Source organism: Aeromonas sp. HMWF015, assembly GCF_963878965.1.
Taxonomy (GTDB): Bacteria; Pseudomonadota; Gammaproteobacteria; order Enterobacterales; family Aeromonadaceae; genus Aeromonas; species Aeromonas veronii.
Genome location: NZ_CAWNZT010000100.1, coordinates 22378 through 39697, shown reverse-complemented (window position 1 = coordinate 39697; position 17320 = coordinate 22378). Strand labels below are relative to the sequence as shown.

Below are 17320 nucleotides of genomic sequence, written 5' to 3'. Positions count from 1 at the left end.
AGCGCATCCTTGGTAAGGATGAGGTCCCCAGTTCGATTCTGGGTATCAGCACCATTTTCAAGTTAGTTTTAAAAGCTTTTGCCTGACGGCAATAGCGCCGTGGAACCACCTGATCCCATGCCGAACTCAGAAGTGAAACGCGGTAGCGCCGATGGTAGTGTGGCATTCGCCATGCGAGAGTAGGACACTGTCAGGCACCTATTTAGAAGAGGCCTCCCATTCGGGAGGCCTTTTTGCATTTCTGTGTTCCAAAAATCTGCCATGCCATCGGGATTTTAGTAAAAGTGCTGGGCTATCAAGGGATTGCCCGTTACTCTTTAGCCGTTGCCGATTAACACGTGATGCTGCCAGCGAGGTATTGATGGCTACGTTGAAGGAAATTGCACAGGAAGCGGGAGTTTCTCTCGCCACAGTATCCCGGGTACTGAACGAGGATCCCAGCCTGAGCGTCAAGGAAGAGACCAAGCAGCGGATCTTCGAGATTGCCGAACGGCTGGAGTACAAGACCAGCAGCGCCCGCAAAGGGGTGCACAAGAGCAAGCTGCAGCTCCTGGCTGTCTACGCCTATCCCCAGAGCACCGAGGTCAACGATCCCTATTACCTCGCTATCCGCTACGGCATCGAGACCCAGTGCACCCGCCTCAACATCGAGCTGGCCCACTGCTACAACGGTGCCGAGGGGCGTGAGCTCTCTGCCGTCGATGGCATCCTGGTCATCGGCCATCTGCCGGAAGAACGGCTGGCCGTGCTGCGCGGCCTGTCTGCCCAGCTGGTGTTCGTGGATTGCCGATCTCAGGGCGATTTTGACTCGATTGACGTGGATCTGGCGCTGATCAGCCAGCAGGTAGTGGACTTCTTCATCGCCGAGGGCCATCAGCGCATCGGTTATATCGGTGGCCAAGATGAGAATCCGGACCTGCGTGAACTGGCTTTCCGGGATTATGGCCAGCGGCTGGGGGTGGTGCAGGAGAGCGATCTCTACCGCGGCGATTTCTCCAGCGCTTCCGGCTACCAGTTGGCGAAGGAGATGCTGGCTGGCGACTGGCCCAAGGCGCTGTTCGTTGCCTCCGACTCCATCGCCATTGGCGTGCTGCGTGCCATTCATGAGAAGGGATTGGCGATTCCCCAGCAGATCGAGCTTATCAGCGTCAACGATATTCCGACCGCCAAGTTCACCTTCCCGCCGCTCTCAACGGTGCGGATCCACTCCGAGTTGATGGGCTCCCAGGGGGTCAATTTGCTGGTTGAGCGGCTGCGAGACGAGCGTGATATTCCACTCCGGGTGCTGGTACCGAGCAAGTTGACCCTGCGCGGCACTACTCGCTGATTTTAGTAAAATATTATGCTTTTTAGTCGTGCCATCTTGCGGTGGTGCGACACCTCTCCCAAGCAAACCTCTTTCCCATATCATCCAGTAACTTCATATCATATTGTTTTATAATTGATTTTATTGCGGCTCAGCCAGCTACTATCAACATCCATGCCACTCATCCATATCTTGCCCTCCTTTATCTCCCGCTTCTGATCTCGCTCACAAAACCATCTGTTCATTGTGATCAGGTTAAAACTTTACCAATCCAAAGCTGATATTTAGTAAATTTTTATCTAGAGTTTACCCAGTCAAAGTTGCCTTGTTCCGGGAGGACATGTGAATAACTGGGAAAACGTCCAATTCGTTGGTGAAAACAGGCTGGCTCCGCGCGCCTACTTCTTCTCTTATGCCGACCACGCGCTGGCGGCCACCATGCAGCGCGAGCTGAGCCGCCGTTTTCTGAGCCTTGGCGGCCAGTGGCAGTTCCACTACTTCGACCACCCCCTGCAGGTGCCGGAGGCCTTCTATCACAGCCCCATGAGCGAGTGGGGCCAGATCACCGTGCCCAACATGTGGCAGATGGAAGGACATGGTCAGCTGCAGTACACCGACGAGGGTTTTCCCTTTCCCATCGACGTGCCCTTCGTGCCGACCAACAACCCCACCGGTGCCTATCAGCGAAGCTTCACACTGAGCCCGGCCTGGGATGGCGAGCAGGTGATCATCAAGTTTGACGGGGTGGAGACCTACTTCGAGGTCTATGTGAACGGCCACTATGTCGGCTTCAGCAAGGGGAGCCGTCTCACCGCCGAGTTCGATATCAGCGCCTACGCCAACATTGGCGAGAACCTGCTGTCGGTGCGGGTGATGCAGTGGGCTGACTCCACCTATATCGAAGATCAGGACATGTGGTGGATGGCGGGGATTTTCCGCGACGTCTACCTGGTGGGCAAACCGGCCGCCCATGTGCAGGACTTCTTCATCCGCACCGCGCTGGCGGATGACAATCAAAGTGCCACCCTGAGCTGCGACATTCAGCTGGAAAATCTGGGGGCGGCTGCCCATGATCACCGTCTGGTCTGGTCGCTGCTGGATCAGGGCAGCGAGATCGCCAGCGGCTCCCTCGACCATCTCGCCATCGACGGCAAGTGTGATTGCCGCTTCACGCTGGATCTGGCCAGCCCCCATCTGTGGAGCGCCGAAGACCCGTACCTCTACCAGCTGCAACTCTCCCTCTACAACGGTCAGGGCGAGCTGCTGGAGGTGATCCCGCAGCGGGTCGGGGTGCGTGAAATCAAGGTCAAAGATGGCCTCTTCTACGTCAACGGTCACTACCTCAAGCTGCACGGGGTGAACCGCCACGACAACGACCATCTCAAGAGCCGTGCGGTCGGCATGGATCGTGTTGAACGCGATATCGTGCTGATGAAGCAGCACAACCTCAACTCGGTGCGCACCGCCCACTACCCGAACGACCCTCGCTTCTATGAGCTGTGCGACCAGTACGGTCTGTTCGTGATGGCGGAGACCGACGTGGAGACCCACGGTTTTGCCAACGTCGGCGATCTCAGTCGCATCACCGACGCCCCCTTCTGGGAGCCGGTGTTCGTGGATCGCATCGAGCGCCACGTGCACGCCCAGAAGAACCACCCCTCCATCATCATCTGGTCGCTGGGCAACGAGTCCGGTTACGGCTGCAACATCAGAGCCATGTACCAGCGCTGCAAGGCGATCGACCCGACCCGGCTGGTGCACTACGAAGAGGATCGCGATGCCGAGGTGGTGGATGTGGTCAGTACCATGTATTCCCGCGTCTCCCAGATGAACTGCTTCGGCGAGTTCCCGATGGAGAAGCCGCGCATCCTCTGCGAATACGCCCACGCCATGGGCAACGGCCCGGGGGGCCTCAGCGAATACCAGCAGGTGTTCGACCGCCATCCCCACATTCAGGGCCACTACATCTGGGAGTGGTGCGATCACGGCATTCTGGATCAGGACGAGCAGGGGCGTGCCGTTTACAAATACGGCGGCGACTATGGCGACTACCCCAACAACTACAACTTCTGCATGGATGGCCTCATCTATCCGGATCAGACCCCGGGGCCTGGCCTGCGTGAATACAAGCAGGTGATCTGCCCGGTCAAGGTGCGGGCACTGGATCTGGCCAGCGGCAAGCTGGCGGTGGAAAACCGTTACTGGTTCTCCAATCTCGACGACATCCGCCTGCTGGTTGAAGTGAAGGCCGAGGGCGAGCTGCTGGCCAGCCAGCAGATCCGGCTGGAAGGGGTAGCTCCCGGAGCCACCACAGAGTTGCAACTCGAACTGCCATCTCTCGATGGGCGGGAAACCTTCGTCCAGCTGCGGGTCATCAAGGTCACCGCTACCCGCTACAGCGCGGCAGAACACGAGCTGGGCCAGTACCAGTTCCAGCTGAAAGAGTCGACTCGTCAGCTGCAGCCCTTTGCCAATCCCAACGCCACTCCGTTGCAGATTGCCGACGAGCGGCTCGCGCTGGCCTTGAGCGGCAGTGGCTTCGCCCTGCGTTTCTCGCGCCTCGACGGCAAGCTGGTGAGCTGGCAGCAGGATGGCAATGAGCTTATCGAGCGGGCTCCGCGTCTCACCTTCTTCAAGCCGATGATCGACAACCACAAGCAGGAGTACGAGAGCCTGTGGCACCCGAACCACCTGCAGATCATGCAGGAGCACTTCCGCACCTTAAGCTGGCGCCAGCTGGGCGAGGCGGTCGAGGTGACGGTAGAGAGCCTGATCGCGCCGCCGGTGTTCGACTTCGGCATGCGCTGCCGCTACGTCTACACCCTGAGCCCGAACGGCCAGCTGCATGTGGCACTGTCCGGTCAGCCCTACGGCGGCTATGACGACATCATTCCCAAGATCGGCTTCGAGCTGGGCATTCGTCAGGATCTTGACCGGGTGCACTACCTTGGCATGGGGCCGGGTGAAAACTATCAGGACAGCCGCCAGAGCAACTGGATCGACCGCTTCAACAGCACAGTGGGCGAGATGTGGGAGCACTACCCCTTCCCGCAGGACAACGGCAACCGTCAGCAGGTGCGCTGGGCGACCCTGACCAACCGTTACGGTGCCGGTCTCTACGTGCGACCCGATGCCCCCATCAACCTGAGCGTCTGGCCCTACAGCTGGGAGCATATCCACGCGGCGCAGCACATCAATGAGCTGGAACCCTGTGGCTATCTCACCCTCAATCTGGATCACAAGGTGCTGGGGCTTGGCTCCAACTCCTGGGGCTCCGAGGTGCTGGACTCCTGGCGGGTGCGCTTCGAGCCGTTCAGCTTCGGCCTGACCCTGCTGCCCATCGCCCGTGGCAACCTCAATCCGGCTGCGCTGGCCGGGCTCGATCTCACCATCAACGGCGGGAGGAACCTCGCATGATCACCCTGGACAACCTGACCCTGTTCAAAAACATCTACCGGGAGGGCAAGAAGTGGGGCCGCTGCGTGGAGGCCATCAACAATCTGGCCAACCTCAAGCCCGGTATCTGCCACTCCATCGGTGACTCTCTCACCTACCGCTTGCAGGAGGGGGCCAGCCCGGCCACCTCCCTGTTCGAGGGGCAGCGTCGCTACTTCGACGTCCACTACTACCTGGAAGGGGAAGAGACGGTGGAGTGGGCTGCCAAGAGCGAGCTGCGGGTCGAGCAGGTCTATGACGACACCACCGACCGCGAGTGGTTGGCCGGTGAGGTCCGTGAGCGCCAGAAGGTCGGCAACGGTCAGGTGGTGATCTTCGAGAACGACGAGGCTTACCGGTTCACGGGCGACAGCCCGGTACGCAAGCTGATCATCAAGGTCACCGTCGAAGGCGGCTACTTCAAGAACAAATAACAAGCCGCCGGTTCTGCACTGATAAAAGCCGGAAGGGCGGGGCTCACCCTACAACCCATGCCCCGCCCTTTCGCGGCAATAACTACAGGTCTGGAGATGCACCATGTCTGATTCCAAACGGAATACGATAGGCAAGTTTGGTCTGCTGTCGCTCACCTTCGCGGCGGTATTCAGCTTCAACAACGTCATCAACAACAACATCGAGATCGGTCTGGCGTCAGCCCCGATGTTCTTTCTGGCCACCATTTTTTACTTCATTCCGTTCTGCCTGATCATTGCGGAATTTGTGTCACTGAATAAAAACTCCGAAGCGGGCGTCTATGCCTGGGTGAAGAGCTCCCTTGGCGGGCGCTGGGCTTTTATCTCAGCCTACACCTACTGGTTCGTGAACCTGTTTTTCTTCACCTCGCTGCTGCCGCGGGTCATCGCCTACGCCTCCTACGCCTTCCTCGGCTACGAATACATTTTTACCCCGGTGGCCACCACGGCGTTAAGCATGGTGCTGTTTGCCTTTGCCACCTATGTCTCCACTAACGGCGCCAAAATGCTCGGTCCCATTACCTCGGTGACCTCGTCCCTGATGCTGCTGCTGACTCTTTCCTACATTCTGCTGGCAGGTGTGGCGTTAGTCGGTGGTGTACAACCGGCCGACCCCATCACGGTAGAGGCCATGGTCCCCGATTTCAGCTGGGCCTTCCTCGGCATCACCACCTGGATCTTTATGGCAGCCGGTGGCGCCGAATCGGTGGCGGTCTACGTCAATGACGTGAAAGGGGGCTCCAAATCCTTCGTGAAGGTGATCATCATCGCCGGGATCTTTATCGGCGTGCTCTACTCCATCGCCTCGCTGTTGATCAACGTGTTCGTACCGAGCGGCACCCTGAAATATACCGGCGGCTCGGTGCAGGTGTTCGAGGGGCTGGCGGCTTACTTCGGCTTGCCGGAGATCCTGATGAACCGCTTCGTGGGTCTGGTCTCCTTCACTGCCATGTTTGGCTCCCTGCTGATGTGGACCGCCACCCCGGTGAAGATCTTCTTCTCCGAGATTCCGGCCGGCATCTTCGGCAAGAAGACGGTCGAGCTGAACGAGAACGGCGTGCCTGCCAGTGCCGCCTGGATCCAGTACCTGATCGTATTTCCGCTGATGGTGATCCCGACCCTGGGTTCCAACACCGCGCAAGAGCTGATGAATACCGTCATCAACATGACCGCTGCCGCCTCCATGCTGCCGCCGCTGTTCATCATGCTGGCCTACCTTAATCTGCGCCTGAAGCTGGATCACTTGCCACGGGATTTCAAGATGGGTTCGCGTACCACAGGTATCGCAGTGGTCTCGGTGCTGATCGCCATCTTCTCGGTGGGCTTCCTCGCCTCCACCTTCCCGACCGGCGCCGACATCATGACCATCATCTTCTACAACGTCGGCGGGATCGTGATCTTCCTTGGCTTCGCCTGGTGGAAGTACAACCGCTACGAAGCCTCCCTGAGTGCTGACGCGCGGGTGAAAGAGGCCCAGCCGACCAGCCAGATTTCCGTCCGGGCATCCTGACGATAACCCTGACCAAATCGGTCCCCGTGGCCAAGAGAGATCAACCGGGTGGCTGCGGCCACCCGTTACCCGTTGCACCATTGAGCACAAGAACTGAACACAAGGAGAAAGGAATGAGCGAGACGATCGAGTTTGCCGAATTCAAACGGGTCGAGATGAAGGTGGGCAAGGTGCTGGAGGTGGTGCGCCACCCCGGGGCCGACAAACTCTATATCGTCCAGATCGACGTGGGCGGCGAGCGGCCGTTGCAGACCGTCACCAGTCTGGTGCCCTACTACAGCGAAGAGGAGTTGATGGGCAGCGAGGTGGTGGTGCTGACCAACCTCAAGCCGACCAAGATGCGTGGCGAGCGATCCGAGTGCATGTTGCTCTGCGCCGAGACCCCGGATGAGAGCCAGAGCGTACTGCTGCAGCCGCGGGTGCCGATGGCGCCGGGTACCCCGATCGTTTAAGTGAGCGACTGATTTAACACCGGGGCAGCAGGGCTGCGCCTGTGTGCGCGAAGGGGCGCCATGAGCTGCCCCTCTGACCATAACAAGAGAGTAAACGGCGCGGCCAGCTGGCTGGTGCCGAACACATTCAGAGTCAAAGCGCCCCGTGCGAAGGGGCGTGAATCCACCGGAGGACATCATGTCTGAATCAGTACGCGGCACCATAGGCAAGTTTGCCCTGTTGTCGATGACCTTTGCCGCCGTGTTCAACGTGCGCAACATCGTCAACAACAACATCGAGCTGGGGCTCAGCTCCGCCCCCATTTTCCTGCTGGCGACGTTGGTCTACTTCGTGCCATTCGTCTTCATCATTGCCGAGTTCGTCTCGGCCAACAAAGATTCCGAGTCGGGGATGTATGACTGGCTGAAAAAGCCGCTCGGTACCCGGATGGCCTATCTGGGCTCCTTCCTCTACTGGTTTGTGAACCTGTTCTGGTTCGTCTCCCTGCTGCCCAACGTCATCGCCTACGCCTCCTACGCCATGCTGGGCTATGAGTACAGCTTCTCGCCGACCGTCACCTCGATCATCTCCATCGTGCTGTTTGCGGCGGCAACCCATATCTCCACCAAGGGGGCGAGCTGGCTTGGCAAGATTGCCGAGCTGGTGGCCTACGGGGTGTTTGCCCTGTTCGCTATCTATGTGCTGGGTGCCCTGATGGCCCTCGGTGGTGACCATGTGGCGGCCCAGCCGATCACGCTGGAGGCCATGACCCCCACCGTCAACTGGGCGACGCTGGGCATCATGTGCTGGATCTTCCAGGCGGCGGGCGGTGCCGAAACGGCGGCGGCCTATCTCAATGACGTGAAGGGCGGCCAGAAGTCCTTTATCAAGGTGATCATCACCGCCGGTATCGTCATCGGTGCCATGTATGCGCTGGGTTCCCTGCTGGTGAACGTGTTCGTGCCGCGTGAAAGCCTCACCTATGCCGGTGGCATGGTGGAGATCTTCACCGGCATGGCCCAGTACTTCGGGCTTTCCGAGACGTTGGTGGGTCGCGCGGTCGGTATCGTGCTGTTCATCGCCATGTTCGGCTCCATGATGATGTGGACCTCGGCGCCGGTGAAAATCCACTTCTCCGAGATCCCGCAGGGTGTCTACGGCGACAAGACCACCCGCCTCAACAAGCACGGGGTGCCGGTGCGCGCCGCCTGGTGGCAGTTTGTCTTCGTGTTCGTGATGCTGGTGGTCAACGGTTTCGGCTCAGAGTCGGTGCAGCAGATGATGAACACCGCCATCAACCTCACTGCTGGGACTGCCATGCTGCCGCCGATCTTCATCATGGTGGCCTACTTCGTGTTCCGCTGGAAACATGACGACACCCCGCGCGACTTCCGCATGGGATCGCGTAAATTCGGGATGGGCGTGGTGTCGGTGCTGATCGCCATCTTCGTGGTGAGCATGAGTGCCTCCGCCTTCCCGAGCGGGGTGGATCTGGTGCGCGCCTTCTTCATCAACGTCTTCATGACCGCGGTCTTCTCGGCGCTGGCCTACTGGTGGATCTCCCGCTTCGAGAAGCGGCAGGCCCGCAAGCTCGCTGGCAATGAGAAGAAAAGCGGCAACGGCAAGCTGGCCAGCCAGCGCTGATCGGCTGACCATCAACGCAAGACGGGCGGCCTGGGTCGCCCGTTTTTTTATCCATTTTTCGCCGTTGGGGGGCGGTCAGGGCCGTTTTATCGTCAACTTTTACTACTCGATATGGCGAAGGCGTTAAGCATTGATGAACAATTATTCGCCGCTCAACTTTGCGCCTCTCCGTTATCGGGGTAAGCTGGAGGTTCGTTTTAGCGGGAGGTGCCAGACATCTCCCGCTTTGTTTCTTGTCCTCCCCAATCCTGACTGTCGCCATGGCTGCAGGATGCCCTTCTGATGGAGACCTTTCGTGCGTCTGGATCCCTTTACTGTTGTGCTGATTGCGGTGGTCACCCTGGCCTCCCTCTTTCCCTGCGAGGGGCAGGTGGCCGTCTGGTTCGGTCTGCTGACCAAGCTGGCGGTGGCGCTCTTGTTCTTCATGCATGGCGCCAAGCTGTCGCGCCAGAACCTGCTGGCGGGCCTCGGTCACTGGCGGCTGCACCTAGTGGTGATGCTCAGCACCTTCGTTCTATTCCCGCTGCTGGGGCTGCTGCTCACCCCGCTGGTGCCGAGTTGGTTGAGCCCGGCCATCTACCTCGGCTTCCTCTATCTCTGCGCTTTGCCTGCCACCGTGCAGTCGGCCATCGCCTTTACCTCGATGGCGGGGGGCAATGTGTCGGCGGCGGTGTGCAGCGCCTCGGCCTCCAGCATTCTCGGCATCTTCCTTTCGCCGGTGCTGGTGGGGATGATGATCCACGTGCAGGGGGAGGGGATCGACACCTGGCACTCCATCCAGTCCATCATGATGCAGCTGATGCTGCCGTTCGTGGTGGGCCACCTGTCGCGTCCGCTGATCGGTCGCTGGGTCGATAGTCACCGTCCGCTCATCGGCAAGCTGGATCAGAGTTCCATCCTGCTGGTGGTCTATGTGGCCTTCAGCGAGGCGGTGGTGCAGGGGATTTGGCATCAGGTCGGCTGGTACGATCTGGCCAGTATCGTGCTGCTGAGCTGCGTCTTGCTGGCGCTGGTCCTCTGCTGGAACGTCTGGATCAGCCGTCGCCTCGGGTTCGACAAGGCGGACGAGATCACCATCGTCTTCTGCGGCTCCAAGAAGAGTCTGGCCAACGGGGTGCCGATGGCCAACGTCATGTTCCCCGCCGCCAGCGTCGGTGTCATGGTCTTGCCGCTGATGATCTTCCATCAGATCCAGCTGATGGTCTGCGCCGTGCTGGCCCGCCGCTATCACGAGCAGGGAGAGTGATACTCGCGCCGTTTGGACTGCCATAACAAGAGGGAGGCCCGTTGGCCTCCCTCTTCTCATCTGCATGCCGACCGGCGTGCTAGCGTTTGCGCCAGACGGTCAGCTGCGCCACCGTGTGCTGGTATTTGCGGGCGGTTTCGCGGATGACGAAGGGCACATCCCGGGGCGGGCTGTGCTCCTCGAACTCCGCCGCCAGCAGCCGTTGCAGCGCCTGATAGGTGGTGAGCGCCTCGCCGTTTTCGCGAATGCCGCCGAGCCAGTTGGCGGGCGGGGTATATTCCGCCAGCCAGGTATAGGGGCTGGTGAGCACCAGCAGGCCACCGCTGCGCAGCCGGGGAGCGATGTCCCGCAGGAAGCGGGCGGGCTCCCGCAGCCGGTCGATCAGGTTGGAGGCGAGCACCAGATCGTAGTGGTCATATTTGGGCTTGAGGTTGCAGGCATCCCCTTGACTGAAGTGGATGCGCTCAGCCTGATTCGCCCCCAGTCCGTGGTTCGACAGGCGTGCCTCGCAATACTCCACCAGTTCACCCTCCAGCGGAATGGCATAGCGGAAGCTGTCCTGGCTAGCGAGGGTCAGCGCCACATCGATGAAGCGGGCCGAGTAGTCCACCCCGTCCACATGCTGGAAGTGGCGGGCCAGTTCGAAGCTGGCACGGCCGGTAGCGCTGCCGATATCCAGCGCCCGCTGGTGGTTGCTGCACAGCTCGCCAGCAAGATCAGCAAGCGTTTTGGCGTAGTTGGCTATCCCGAAGTGGTTCGGGCCGTACTGGAAGTCGAGGTACTGAGCGATCAGCGTGTCGGTTTCATAGGGATTCACGATAACGGGTTCCTGATAACGGGAGACCAGATAGCGGAAACCCGCATGCTGGAAGAAGTGACGCCGGAAGGCGTAACGGGATGATTTGAGCGCTTCGTTACCCGTGCTGATCCAGCTGCCGCCCTTGATCAGGGTGTGCTTGCCATCAAAGGTGGGGGTGGAGAAGTCGTCGTAGAGCGGGTGGATTTTAAAGCCGTCGAAGCCATCGATGGCGGTGCTGGTCCACTGCCAGACATTACCCACCAGATCGAAGAACTCCCCTTGCGGGCAGGCATCCACCGGGCAGGAGGAGGCGAAGCGGGCCAGATTGATATTGCCGGGGGCCTCCGTCCAGTCCGGTTGATCGCCGGGTACCTGCTCACGCAGCAGCATCCACTCCGCCTCGCTCGGCAGCTGGATGGGGAGTCCGGTCCGGGCCGCCTTCCAGCGGCAGAAGGCGGCCGCCTCCAGCTGGTTGACCTCGGCCGGCCAGTCCCATGGCATGGCGACCTGCTCGGTCATCAGCCGCAACTGCAATTGCCCGGGCTCGGCAGGAGCGCCCACCCAGAAGGTGGGCATCTGCGCCTTGGCGTACTGACACCAGCTCCACCCCTCCTCATCCCACCACTGTTGCTGGCAGTAGCCGCCAGCCTGTACGAAGGCGAGGTACTCGGCATTGCTCACCAGCATGCGGCTGGCCTGAAACGGGGCCAGCTCGATCTGGCGCTCGCCATATTCGTTGTCCCAGCCGTAGGTGGCGTCCTGCTTGCCAAGGCGAACCTTGCCGCCGGCCACCGGCAGCAGGCTGTTGGCGGGCACCTGGTCAATGCGGTGGCGGGCTTCGGTGCAGGCGGGCCAATAAGGCTGCGGCCGCACCCAGGCGAGTGGCAGCTGGCGGATCAGTACGCTGGAGGTCTCGAGGTGGATGCGCTCATGCTCTATCCCCATCAGTATCACCCAGGCCGGGCTCTGCCAGTCGATGGGCAGGGTGAGCGGCATCTGGCGAATGAAGTCGCACACCAGCGTACGGACTTTGGCCCGATAGCTGCGCAGCTCGCTGACCTTGGGCCAGTCGTAGTGGGTCTCGTCCAGATCGTCCCAGCTCATCTCGTCCACCCCGATGGCGACCATGGCCTCGATGCGGGCATCCAGCCGCTGGTCGATCAGGCGCGCCGCCAGCAGCTTGTTGATAAAGAAGGCGGCGGTGTGGCCGTAGTAGAAGATGAGCGGGTGGCGCAGCGGGATCGCCTTGTTGAACCAGGCGCGCTCATCGGCCAGACAGTCGAACAGCGAGTCGTAGAGATCGAAGGTCTGACAGAAGTAGGCGAGCAGCTCGCGCCGTTTCTGCTCGGGATCGCTGCCGGTCAGCAACGGGGCGCGAGTCGGTTCCGGCAGACCGATGGCAGTGGAATAGAGAGTGCTTGCTTGGGTCACGCTCTGCCTCCTTGTTGGCAGTGAAGACTGACAAGACAGTGGTAATGACATTACCGCAATGGAGAGCTTGGTACGCACGAAGTACCACTATTGGCTCAACAGACCGGTGCGGCAATCAAAAATTTCCACGGCTTGTCAGCGTAGCGACCTCGCGAACGGCTCGCCAGCCAGCTCTCCACCTGCCCGTTAGGGGGTGGTCAGATTCGCTGAATAGTGGTCTAAATGGCTCTTTTCTATGCGTGCCACCTCTTACTGTTAATTTTATTTTTATTTAAAATCATATGGTTAGCTTCTGGCATGGCCATTGCTATCTGTGGTTTCATACGGTCTTTGTTTTTGTGGTTTCGAACAGGGCCTGTCAGGTGGCTTATCAATAAATAAAAAGGAGAACAGTTATGCGGTGGATGATTGGCGTCTTGGTGGCGCTGGTGATGGGAGGTTGCAACGTCTTTGCCGACACCGAGATCAAGGGGGAAGGTGCCCCGGTCGAGCGCCAGCAGGCGCTGGGCGAACGGGTGAACCGGGTGCTGGCGGGAACTCCGGCCACCCTCCATCTGGTGGCGGGCGAGCAGCGCGGGATCCTGATCAAGGGGCAGGCAAACCTCTTGCCCTATCTGGAGCTGAGTGAGCGCGGCAGCAAGCTGGAGATCGAGGTGAAAGAGGGTTACCGACTGCGGCCTACCGAACCGCTGGAGATCACCATCACCTTGCCAGAGCTCAGTGAAATGGCGCTGGCAGGAACCGGCAACGGCGATCTGCGCGGCTTCAAGGGCGAGGCGCTGGAACTGTCGGTGGCTGGAACAGGTGGTATCGTCGCCAGCCAGCTGGAGGTACAGCGATTGAAAGGCAATATCGCTGGTGCAGGCAGCCTGGATCTGGGGAGCGGCTCTGCCGCTAGCATCGAGCTGAACATTGCCGGTGCTGGCGATGTGCTGGGCAGCGAAATGCGTGGCAACGAGGTCGAGGTCAATATCGCCGGCAGCGGTGATGTGGAGGTGCGGGCCCAGGAGATGCTGAAAGTCGGCATCGCAGGCACTGGCAACATCACCTACTGGGGTGACCCCGAGGTGGTGCAGAAGATCGTGGGCTCCGGCGGGGTGACCCGCGCGGGCAGCTGACGCTTCCGATCACCACAACCCCGACTGAAACAGGCCCACAACGGGCCTGTGTTGATCAGAGGTGGCGGGCGTGAAAGCGCAGGTGCGCCTCGATAAAGCTCGCCACGAAGTAGTAGCTGTGGTCATAGCCCTCGTGGCGGTTGAGCTCCAGCGGCCACCCATTGCTGGCGGCCACCTCTGCCAGCGCGTCGATGTGCAGCTGCTCGGTGAGGAAGGGATCATCCAGTCCCACATCCACCAAGGTGGGCAGCGGCGTGACCGGCTGGTGGCGCAGCAGCTGGCAGGCATCCCACTCCTGCCACAGCAAGGGATTGCTGCCGAGATAGGCGCCAAGCGCCTTCTGGCCCCAGGGACAGCGGCTCGGGTGGCAGATCGGGCTGAACGCCGACACCGAGCGGTAGCGACCCGGCTCCCGCAACGCGGCGATCAGCGCGCCGTGACCGCCCATGGAGTGGCCGCTGATGGCGCGCCGGGTCGAGACCGGGAAGTGGGTCTCTATCAAGTCAGGCAGCTCACGGGTGACGTAGTCATACATCTGGTAGTGCGCCTGCCAGGGGCTCTGGCTGGCATTGACGTAAAAGCCTGCGCCCATGCCGAGGTCATAACCGGGATCGTCGGCTACGCCGTCGCCGCGCGGGCTGGTGTCCGGCGCCACTAGGGCGATGCCCAGCTCGGCGGCGATGCGCTGGGCGCCCGCCTTCTGCATGAAGTTCTCATCGGTGCAGGTGAGGCCGCTGAGCCAGTAGAGTACGGGGACTTTCTGGCCGGTGAGGGCCTGAGGCGGTAGATAGATAGAAAAATTCATCTCGCAGCCGAGCCCGCTGGCGCTGTGGCGATAGCGCTTGTGCCAGCCACCGAAGCTCTTGTTGCTGCTGATAATCTCCAGATTCATCGAAGGACTCCTGCACCCCGCCCACGATGGCGGGCGGGGTGATCATGCTCAGTAGTGGATGACGGTGCGGATGCTTTTGCCTTGGTGCATCAGATCGAACGCCTCGTTGATCTGCTCAAGCCCCATGGTGTGAGTGATGAAGTCATCGAGGCGGAACTCACCCTGCATGTAGCGCTGCACATAGCTCGGCAGTTCGCTGCGACCGCGTACCCCGCCGAAGGCGCTGCCGCGCCAGACCCGACCGGTCACCAGCTGGAACGGACGGGTGCTGATCTCCTGACCCGCTCCGGCGACGCCGATAATGACCGACTCACCCCAGCCCTTGTGGCAGCACTCCAGCGCCGCACGCATCACCTTGACGTTGCCGATGCACTCGAAGGAGAAGTCGACGCCGCCATCGGTCAGCTCGACGATCACCTCCTGAATCGGTTTGTCGTAATCGTTCGGGTTGATGCAGTCGGTGGCACCCAGCTTGCGCGCCAGCTCGAACTTGCTCTCATTGATGTCGATGGCGATGATGCGACCGGCCTTGGCCAGACGGGCACCGATCACCGCCGAGAGGCCGATGCCCCCCAGCCCGAAGATGGCGACGCTCTCACCCTCTTTCACCTTGGCGGTGTTCATCACGGCGCCGATGCCGGTGGTGACGCCGCAGCCGAGCAGGCAGACCTCTTCCAGCGGGGCGGCCGGGTCCACTTTGGCGATGGAGATCTCCGGCAGTACCGTGTATTCGCTGAAGGTGGAAGTGCCCATGTAGTGATAGATGGGCTGGCCATCTTTCGAGAAGCGGGTGGTGCCGTCCGGCATCAGCCCCTTGCCCTGGGTAGCGCGGATCTTCTGGCACAGGTTGGTCTTGCCGGATTTGCAGAATTTGCACTCGCCGCACTCGGGGGTGTAGAGCGGGATCACGTGATCCCCCACCTTGACGCTGGTGACCCCTTCGCCGACCGATTCAACGATGCCGCCCCCCTCGTGACCGAGAATGCAGGGGAAGACCCCTTCCGGATCCTCACCGGAGAGGGTGAAGGCATCGGTGTGGCAGACGCCGGTGGCGACGATGCGCACCCGCACCTCGCCCGCTTGGGGCGGCATGACCTCGATCTCTTCAATGGAGAGGGGCTGACCTGGGCCCCAGGCAATGGCGGCTTTACACTTGATGCTTTGAACCTGTGCCATGAATGACATCCTTCTTGTTGAGCAGGGTGAACAGAGATGAGTTCGGACATTCAGTGTAGTTTCCCGCCGATTTGGTGATAATGAGGGCAAATCTCAAATCACTTTTACACACAGGTAATAATGTTCGGTTGGGAAGGGATCTGTGAATTTGTCAGCGTGGCGGAGCAGGGGGGCTTTACCCCGGCGGCGCGCAAGCTGGGGGTGTCGGTGGCACAAGTGAGCCGTCAGGTGGCGCAGCTGGAGGACAGGCTGCAGGCCAAGCTGCTGCTGCGCACCACCCGTCAGGTGCGGCTCACCGAGCTTGGCGAGATCTACTATCGCCACTGCCGTCAGCTGCTGGACAACCTCTACGAAGCGGAGCTGGCGGTGGGGCGTCATCAGGCGGTGCCGCAAGGCTCGCTGCGCATCACGGCCCCCGTCTCCTACGGCGAGAGCCGCATCGCCCCGCTGGTGAACGACTTCATGGTGCGCTTCCCCCAGCTAGAGGTGACCCTCAACTTGACCAACCAGCTGCTGGATCTGGTGCACGAGGGCTACGATCTGGCGCTGCGGCTCGGTCACCTCAAGGATTCCAGCCTGGTGGCGCGCAAGCTGGCGCAACGGGTGCCCTATGTGTGCGCCTCGCCGGCCTACACCGCCCGCCACGGCATGCCCAACAGCCTCTCCGAGCTGACTCGCCACACCTGTCTGGTGGGCAACAGCGACGAGTGGCACTTCACTCTGGATGGCCGTCCCCACAGCGTGCGGGTGCGCGGCCTGTTGCAGTGCAACAGCGGTCACGCCCTGCTGGACGCGGCGCTCAAGGGGATCGGCATTATCCAGCTGCCGGACTACTACGTGAGTGACCATCTGGCCCGAGGGGAGCTGATCGAGTTGCTGCCCGAACTGCGGGCCCCGGCCGAGGGGATCTGGGCCCTCTATCCCCACAACCGCCACCTCTCCCCCAAGGTGCGGCTGCTGGTGGACTATCTGGCCGATCGGCTGAGCGACCCTCACCAACCGGCGCTGGTGATGCCGATAGGCTAGGGGCTCCCCAGCCGTTGACTCACCGGCGGCGGGCGACAGGTGCGATGGCCTGAAAATAAAAGAGCCCTTGAGGAATCAAGGGCTCTTTTGCAGGCAACAACCGGATAGTCAGCGACCCATCATTCGATGTTCTGGATCTGCTCGCGCATCTGCTCGATCAGGACTTTCAGCTCGACGGCGGACTGGGTCACTTCGGCGTTGATGGACTTGGAGCCAAGCGTGTTCGACTCGCGGTTGAACTCCTGCATCATAAAGTCGAGACGACGGCCACAGGCGCCACCTTTTTTCATGATCTTGTTGGTTTCGCTGATGTGCATCTCCAGACGATCCAGCTCTTCGGCCACGTCGATCTTCTGGGCCAGCAGCACGATCTCCTGCTCGATGCGGGCCGGATCCAGCTCCACCTTGGCTTCGGCCAGACGGTCGGTGAGCTTCTGGCGCTGCCACTCGATGATCTGTGGCAGGTGGACGCGCACCTTCTTCACTTCCACCTGAATACCGGCCAGACGCTGTTCGATCAGCGCCTTGAGGTTGGCCCCTTCGCTGGCGCGGGAGGCGAGGAAATCTTCCATGGTCTGGTCAAAACCGCCGAGCAGTTCGGTGGCGACTGCGTCCATGTCCTGTTCGGCGGCAGCCATGACGCCCGGCCAACGCAGTACGTCGACCGGGTTGAGCTGGCCCTGGCCTGCTTCTTTCATTACCCAGTTGGCGCTGTCGATGATGAGCTTGGCCAGCTCTTCATTGATATGGAGTTGGCTGGCAGCGGCCTGAGCGGCTTCAAAACGCAGGTTGCACTCCACCTTGCCGCGCTGCAGCTTGGCGCGGAAACGCT

General features: G+C 60.8%; 13 protein-coding genes and 1 rRNA gene. 10 read left to right on the top strand and 4 right to left on the bottom strand.

Annotation, left to right across the window (positions count from 1 at the left end; genetic code table 11):
- The first annotated feature begins 81 nt into the window (after positions 1–81).
- The 8 genes from rrf to AACS18_RS04960 all read left to right on the top strand — a co-directional run bounded on the left by rrf (position 82) and on the right by AACS18_RS04960 (position 10046).
- A 5S ribosomal RNA gene (gene rrf, locus AACS18_RS04995) occupies positions 82–196 on the top strand.
- Positions 197–361: 165 nt separating this feature from the next.
- The gene (ebgR, locus tag AACS18_RS04990; RefSeq protein ID WP_108613861.1) at positions 362–1327 is read left to right on the top strand and encodes a transcriptional regulator EbgR; all 966 of its coding nucleotides are present in this window, start codon (positions 362–364) and stop codon (positions 1325–1327) included.
- A gap of 321 nt (positions 1328–1648) precedes the next feature.
- Positions 1649–4723 (top strand): beta-galactosidase subunit alpha, encoded by a 3075-nt coding sequence (gene ebgA, locus AACS18_RS04985; RefSeq protein WP_108613860.1) that lies wholly within the window; start codon positions 1649–1651, stop codon positions 4721–4723.
- Complete coding sequence (locus tag AACS18_RS04980) at positions 4720–5175, top strand: beta-galactosidase subunit beta (RefSeq protein ID WP_108613859.1); 456 nt, start codon at positions 4720–4722, stop codon at positions 5173–5175. Before ebgA ends, AACS18_RS04980 begins: the two co-directional genes overlap by 4 nt.
- A gap of 103 nt (positions 5176–5278) precedes the next feature.
- Positions 5279–6724 (top strand): amino acid permease, encoded by a 1446-nt coding sequence (locus AACS18_RS04975; protein ID WP_108613858.1) that lies wholly within the window; start codon positions 5279–5281, stop codon positions 6722–6724.
- A gap of 113 nt (positions 6725–6837) precedes the next feature.
- On the top strand, positions 6838–7176 hold the full coding sequence (locus AACS18_RS04970; RefSeq protein WP_005342042.1) for a tRNA-binding protein: 339 nt from the start codon (positions 6838–6840) through the stop codon (positions 7174–7176).
- A gap of 178 nt (positions 7177–7354) precedes the next feature.
- Positions 7355–8800 (top strand): amino acid permease, encoded by a 1446-nt coding sequence (locus AACS18_RS04965; RefSeq protein ID WP_108613857.1) that lies wholly within the window; start codon positions 7355–7357, stop codon positions 8798–8800.
- 295 nt (positions 8801–9095) lie between these two features.
- A complete protein-coding gene (locus AACS18_RS04960; RefSeq protein ID WP_064338996.1) occupies positions 9096–10046 on the top strand; it encodes a bile acid:sodium symporter family protein in 951 nt (316 codons plus the stop codon).
- Between the two features lie 79 nt (positions 10047–10125).
- Here the strand turns inward: AACS18_RS04960 and ovoA are convergent, their stop codons facing one another.
- Positions 10126–12276, bottom strand: coding sequence for a 5-histidylcysteine sulfoxide synthase (gene ovoA / locus AACS18_RS04955; RefSeq protein ID WP_108613856.1), 2151 nt, complete (start codon positions 12274–12276; stop codon positions 10126–10128).
- A gap of 395 nt (positions 12277–12671) precedes the next feature.
- Between ovoA and AACS18_RS04950 the strand changes: the two genes are divergently transcribed.
- Positions 12672–13394 (top strand): head GIN domain-containing protein, encoded by a 723-nt coding sequence (locus AACS18_RS04950; RefSeq protein ID WP_108613855.1) that lies wholly within the window; start codon positions 12672–12674, stop codon positions 13392–13394.
- A gap of 55 nt (positions 13395–13449) precedes the next feature.
- Here AACS18_RS04950 and fghA read toward each other — a convergent pair whose 3' ends face one another.
- A complete protein-coding gene (gene fghA / locus AACS18_RS04945; RefSeq protein WP_108613854.1) occupies positions 13450–14286 on the bottom strand; it encodes an S-formylglutathione hydrolase in 837 nt (278 codons plus the stop codon).
- A gap of 48 nt (positions 14287–14334) precedes the next feature.
- Positions 14335–15462, bottom strand: coding sequence for an S-(hydroxymethyl)glutathione dehydrogenase/class III alcohol dehydrogenase (locus tag AACS18_RS04940; RefSeq protein WP_108613853.1), 1128 nt, complete (start codon positions 15460–15462; stop codon positions 14335–14337).
- 120 nt (positions 15463–15582) lie between these two features.
- On the opposite strand from AACS18_RS04940, the gene AACS18_RS04935 reads away from it, so the two are divergent.
- Positions 15583–16488: a LysR substrate-binding domain-containing protein gene (locus AACS18_RS04935; RefSeq protein WP_108613852.1), complete on the top strand. Its 906-nt coding sequence runs from the start codon at positions 15583–15585 to the stop codon at positions 16486–16488.
- Between the two features lie 119 nt (positions 16489–16607).
- Here the strand turns inward: AACS18_RS04935 and AACS18_RS04930 are convergent.
- Positions 16608–17320, bottom strand: a 713-nt coding sequence (locus AACS18_RS04930; RefSeq protein ID WP_108613862.1) for a YicC/YloC family endoribonuclease, incomplete at its 5' end; no start/stop codon positions are given.

Excerpts from the sequence above, each read along its gene's own strand:
- ebgR (WP_108613861.1), top strand. The coding sequence starts at position 362 with ATGGCTACGTTGAAGGAAATTGCACAGGAAGCGGGAGTTTCTCTCGCC.
- AACS18_RS04975 (WP_108613858.1), top strand. The coding sequence starts at position 5,279 with ATGTCTGATTCCAAACGGAATACGATAGGCAAGTTTGGTCTGCTGTCG.
- AACS18_RS04980 (WP_108613859.1), top strand. The coding sequence starts at position 4,720 with ATGATCACCCTGGACAACCTGACCCTGTTCAAAAACATCTACCGGGAG.
- AACS18_RS04950 (WP_108613855.1), top strand. The coding sequence starts at position 12,672 with ATGCGGTGGATGATTGGCGTCTTGGTGGCGCTGGTGATGGGAGGTTGC.
- AACS18_RS04935 (WP_108613852.1), top strand. The coding sequence starts at position 15,583 with ATGTTCGGTTGGGAAGGGATCTGTGAATTTGTCAGCGTGGCGGAGCAG.
- AACS18_RS04965 (WP_108613857.1), top strand. The coding sequence starts at position 7,355 with ATGTCTGAATCAGTACGCGGCACCATAGGCAAGTTTGCCCTGTTGTCG.
- AACS18_RS04940 (WP_108613853.1), bottom strand. The coding sequence starts at position 15,462 with ATGGCACAGGTTCAAAGCATCAAGTGTAAAGCCGCCATTGCCTGGGGC.
- fghA (WP_108613854.1), bottom strand. The coding sequence starts at position 14,286 with ATGAATCTGGAGATTATCAGCAGCAACAAGAGCTTCGGTGGCTGGCAC.
- AACS18_RS04970 (WP_005342042.1), top strand. The coding sequence starts at position 6,838 with ATGAGCGAGACGATCGAGTTTGCCGAATTCAAACGGGTCGAGATGAAG.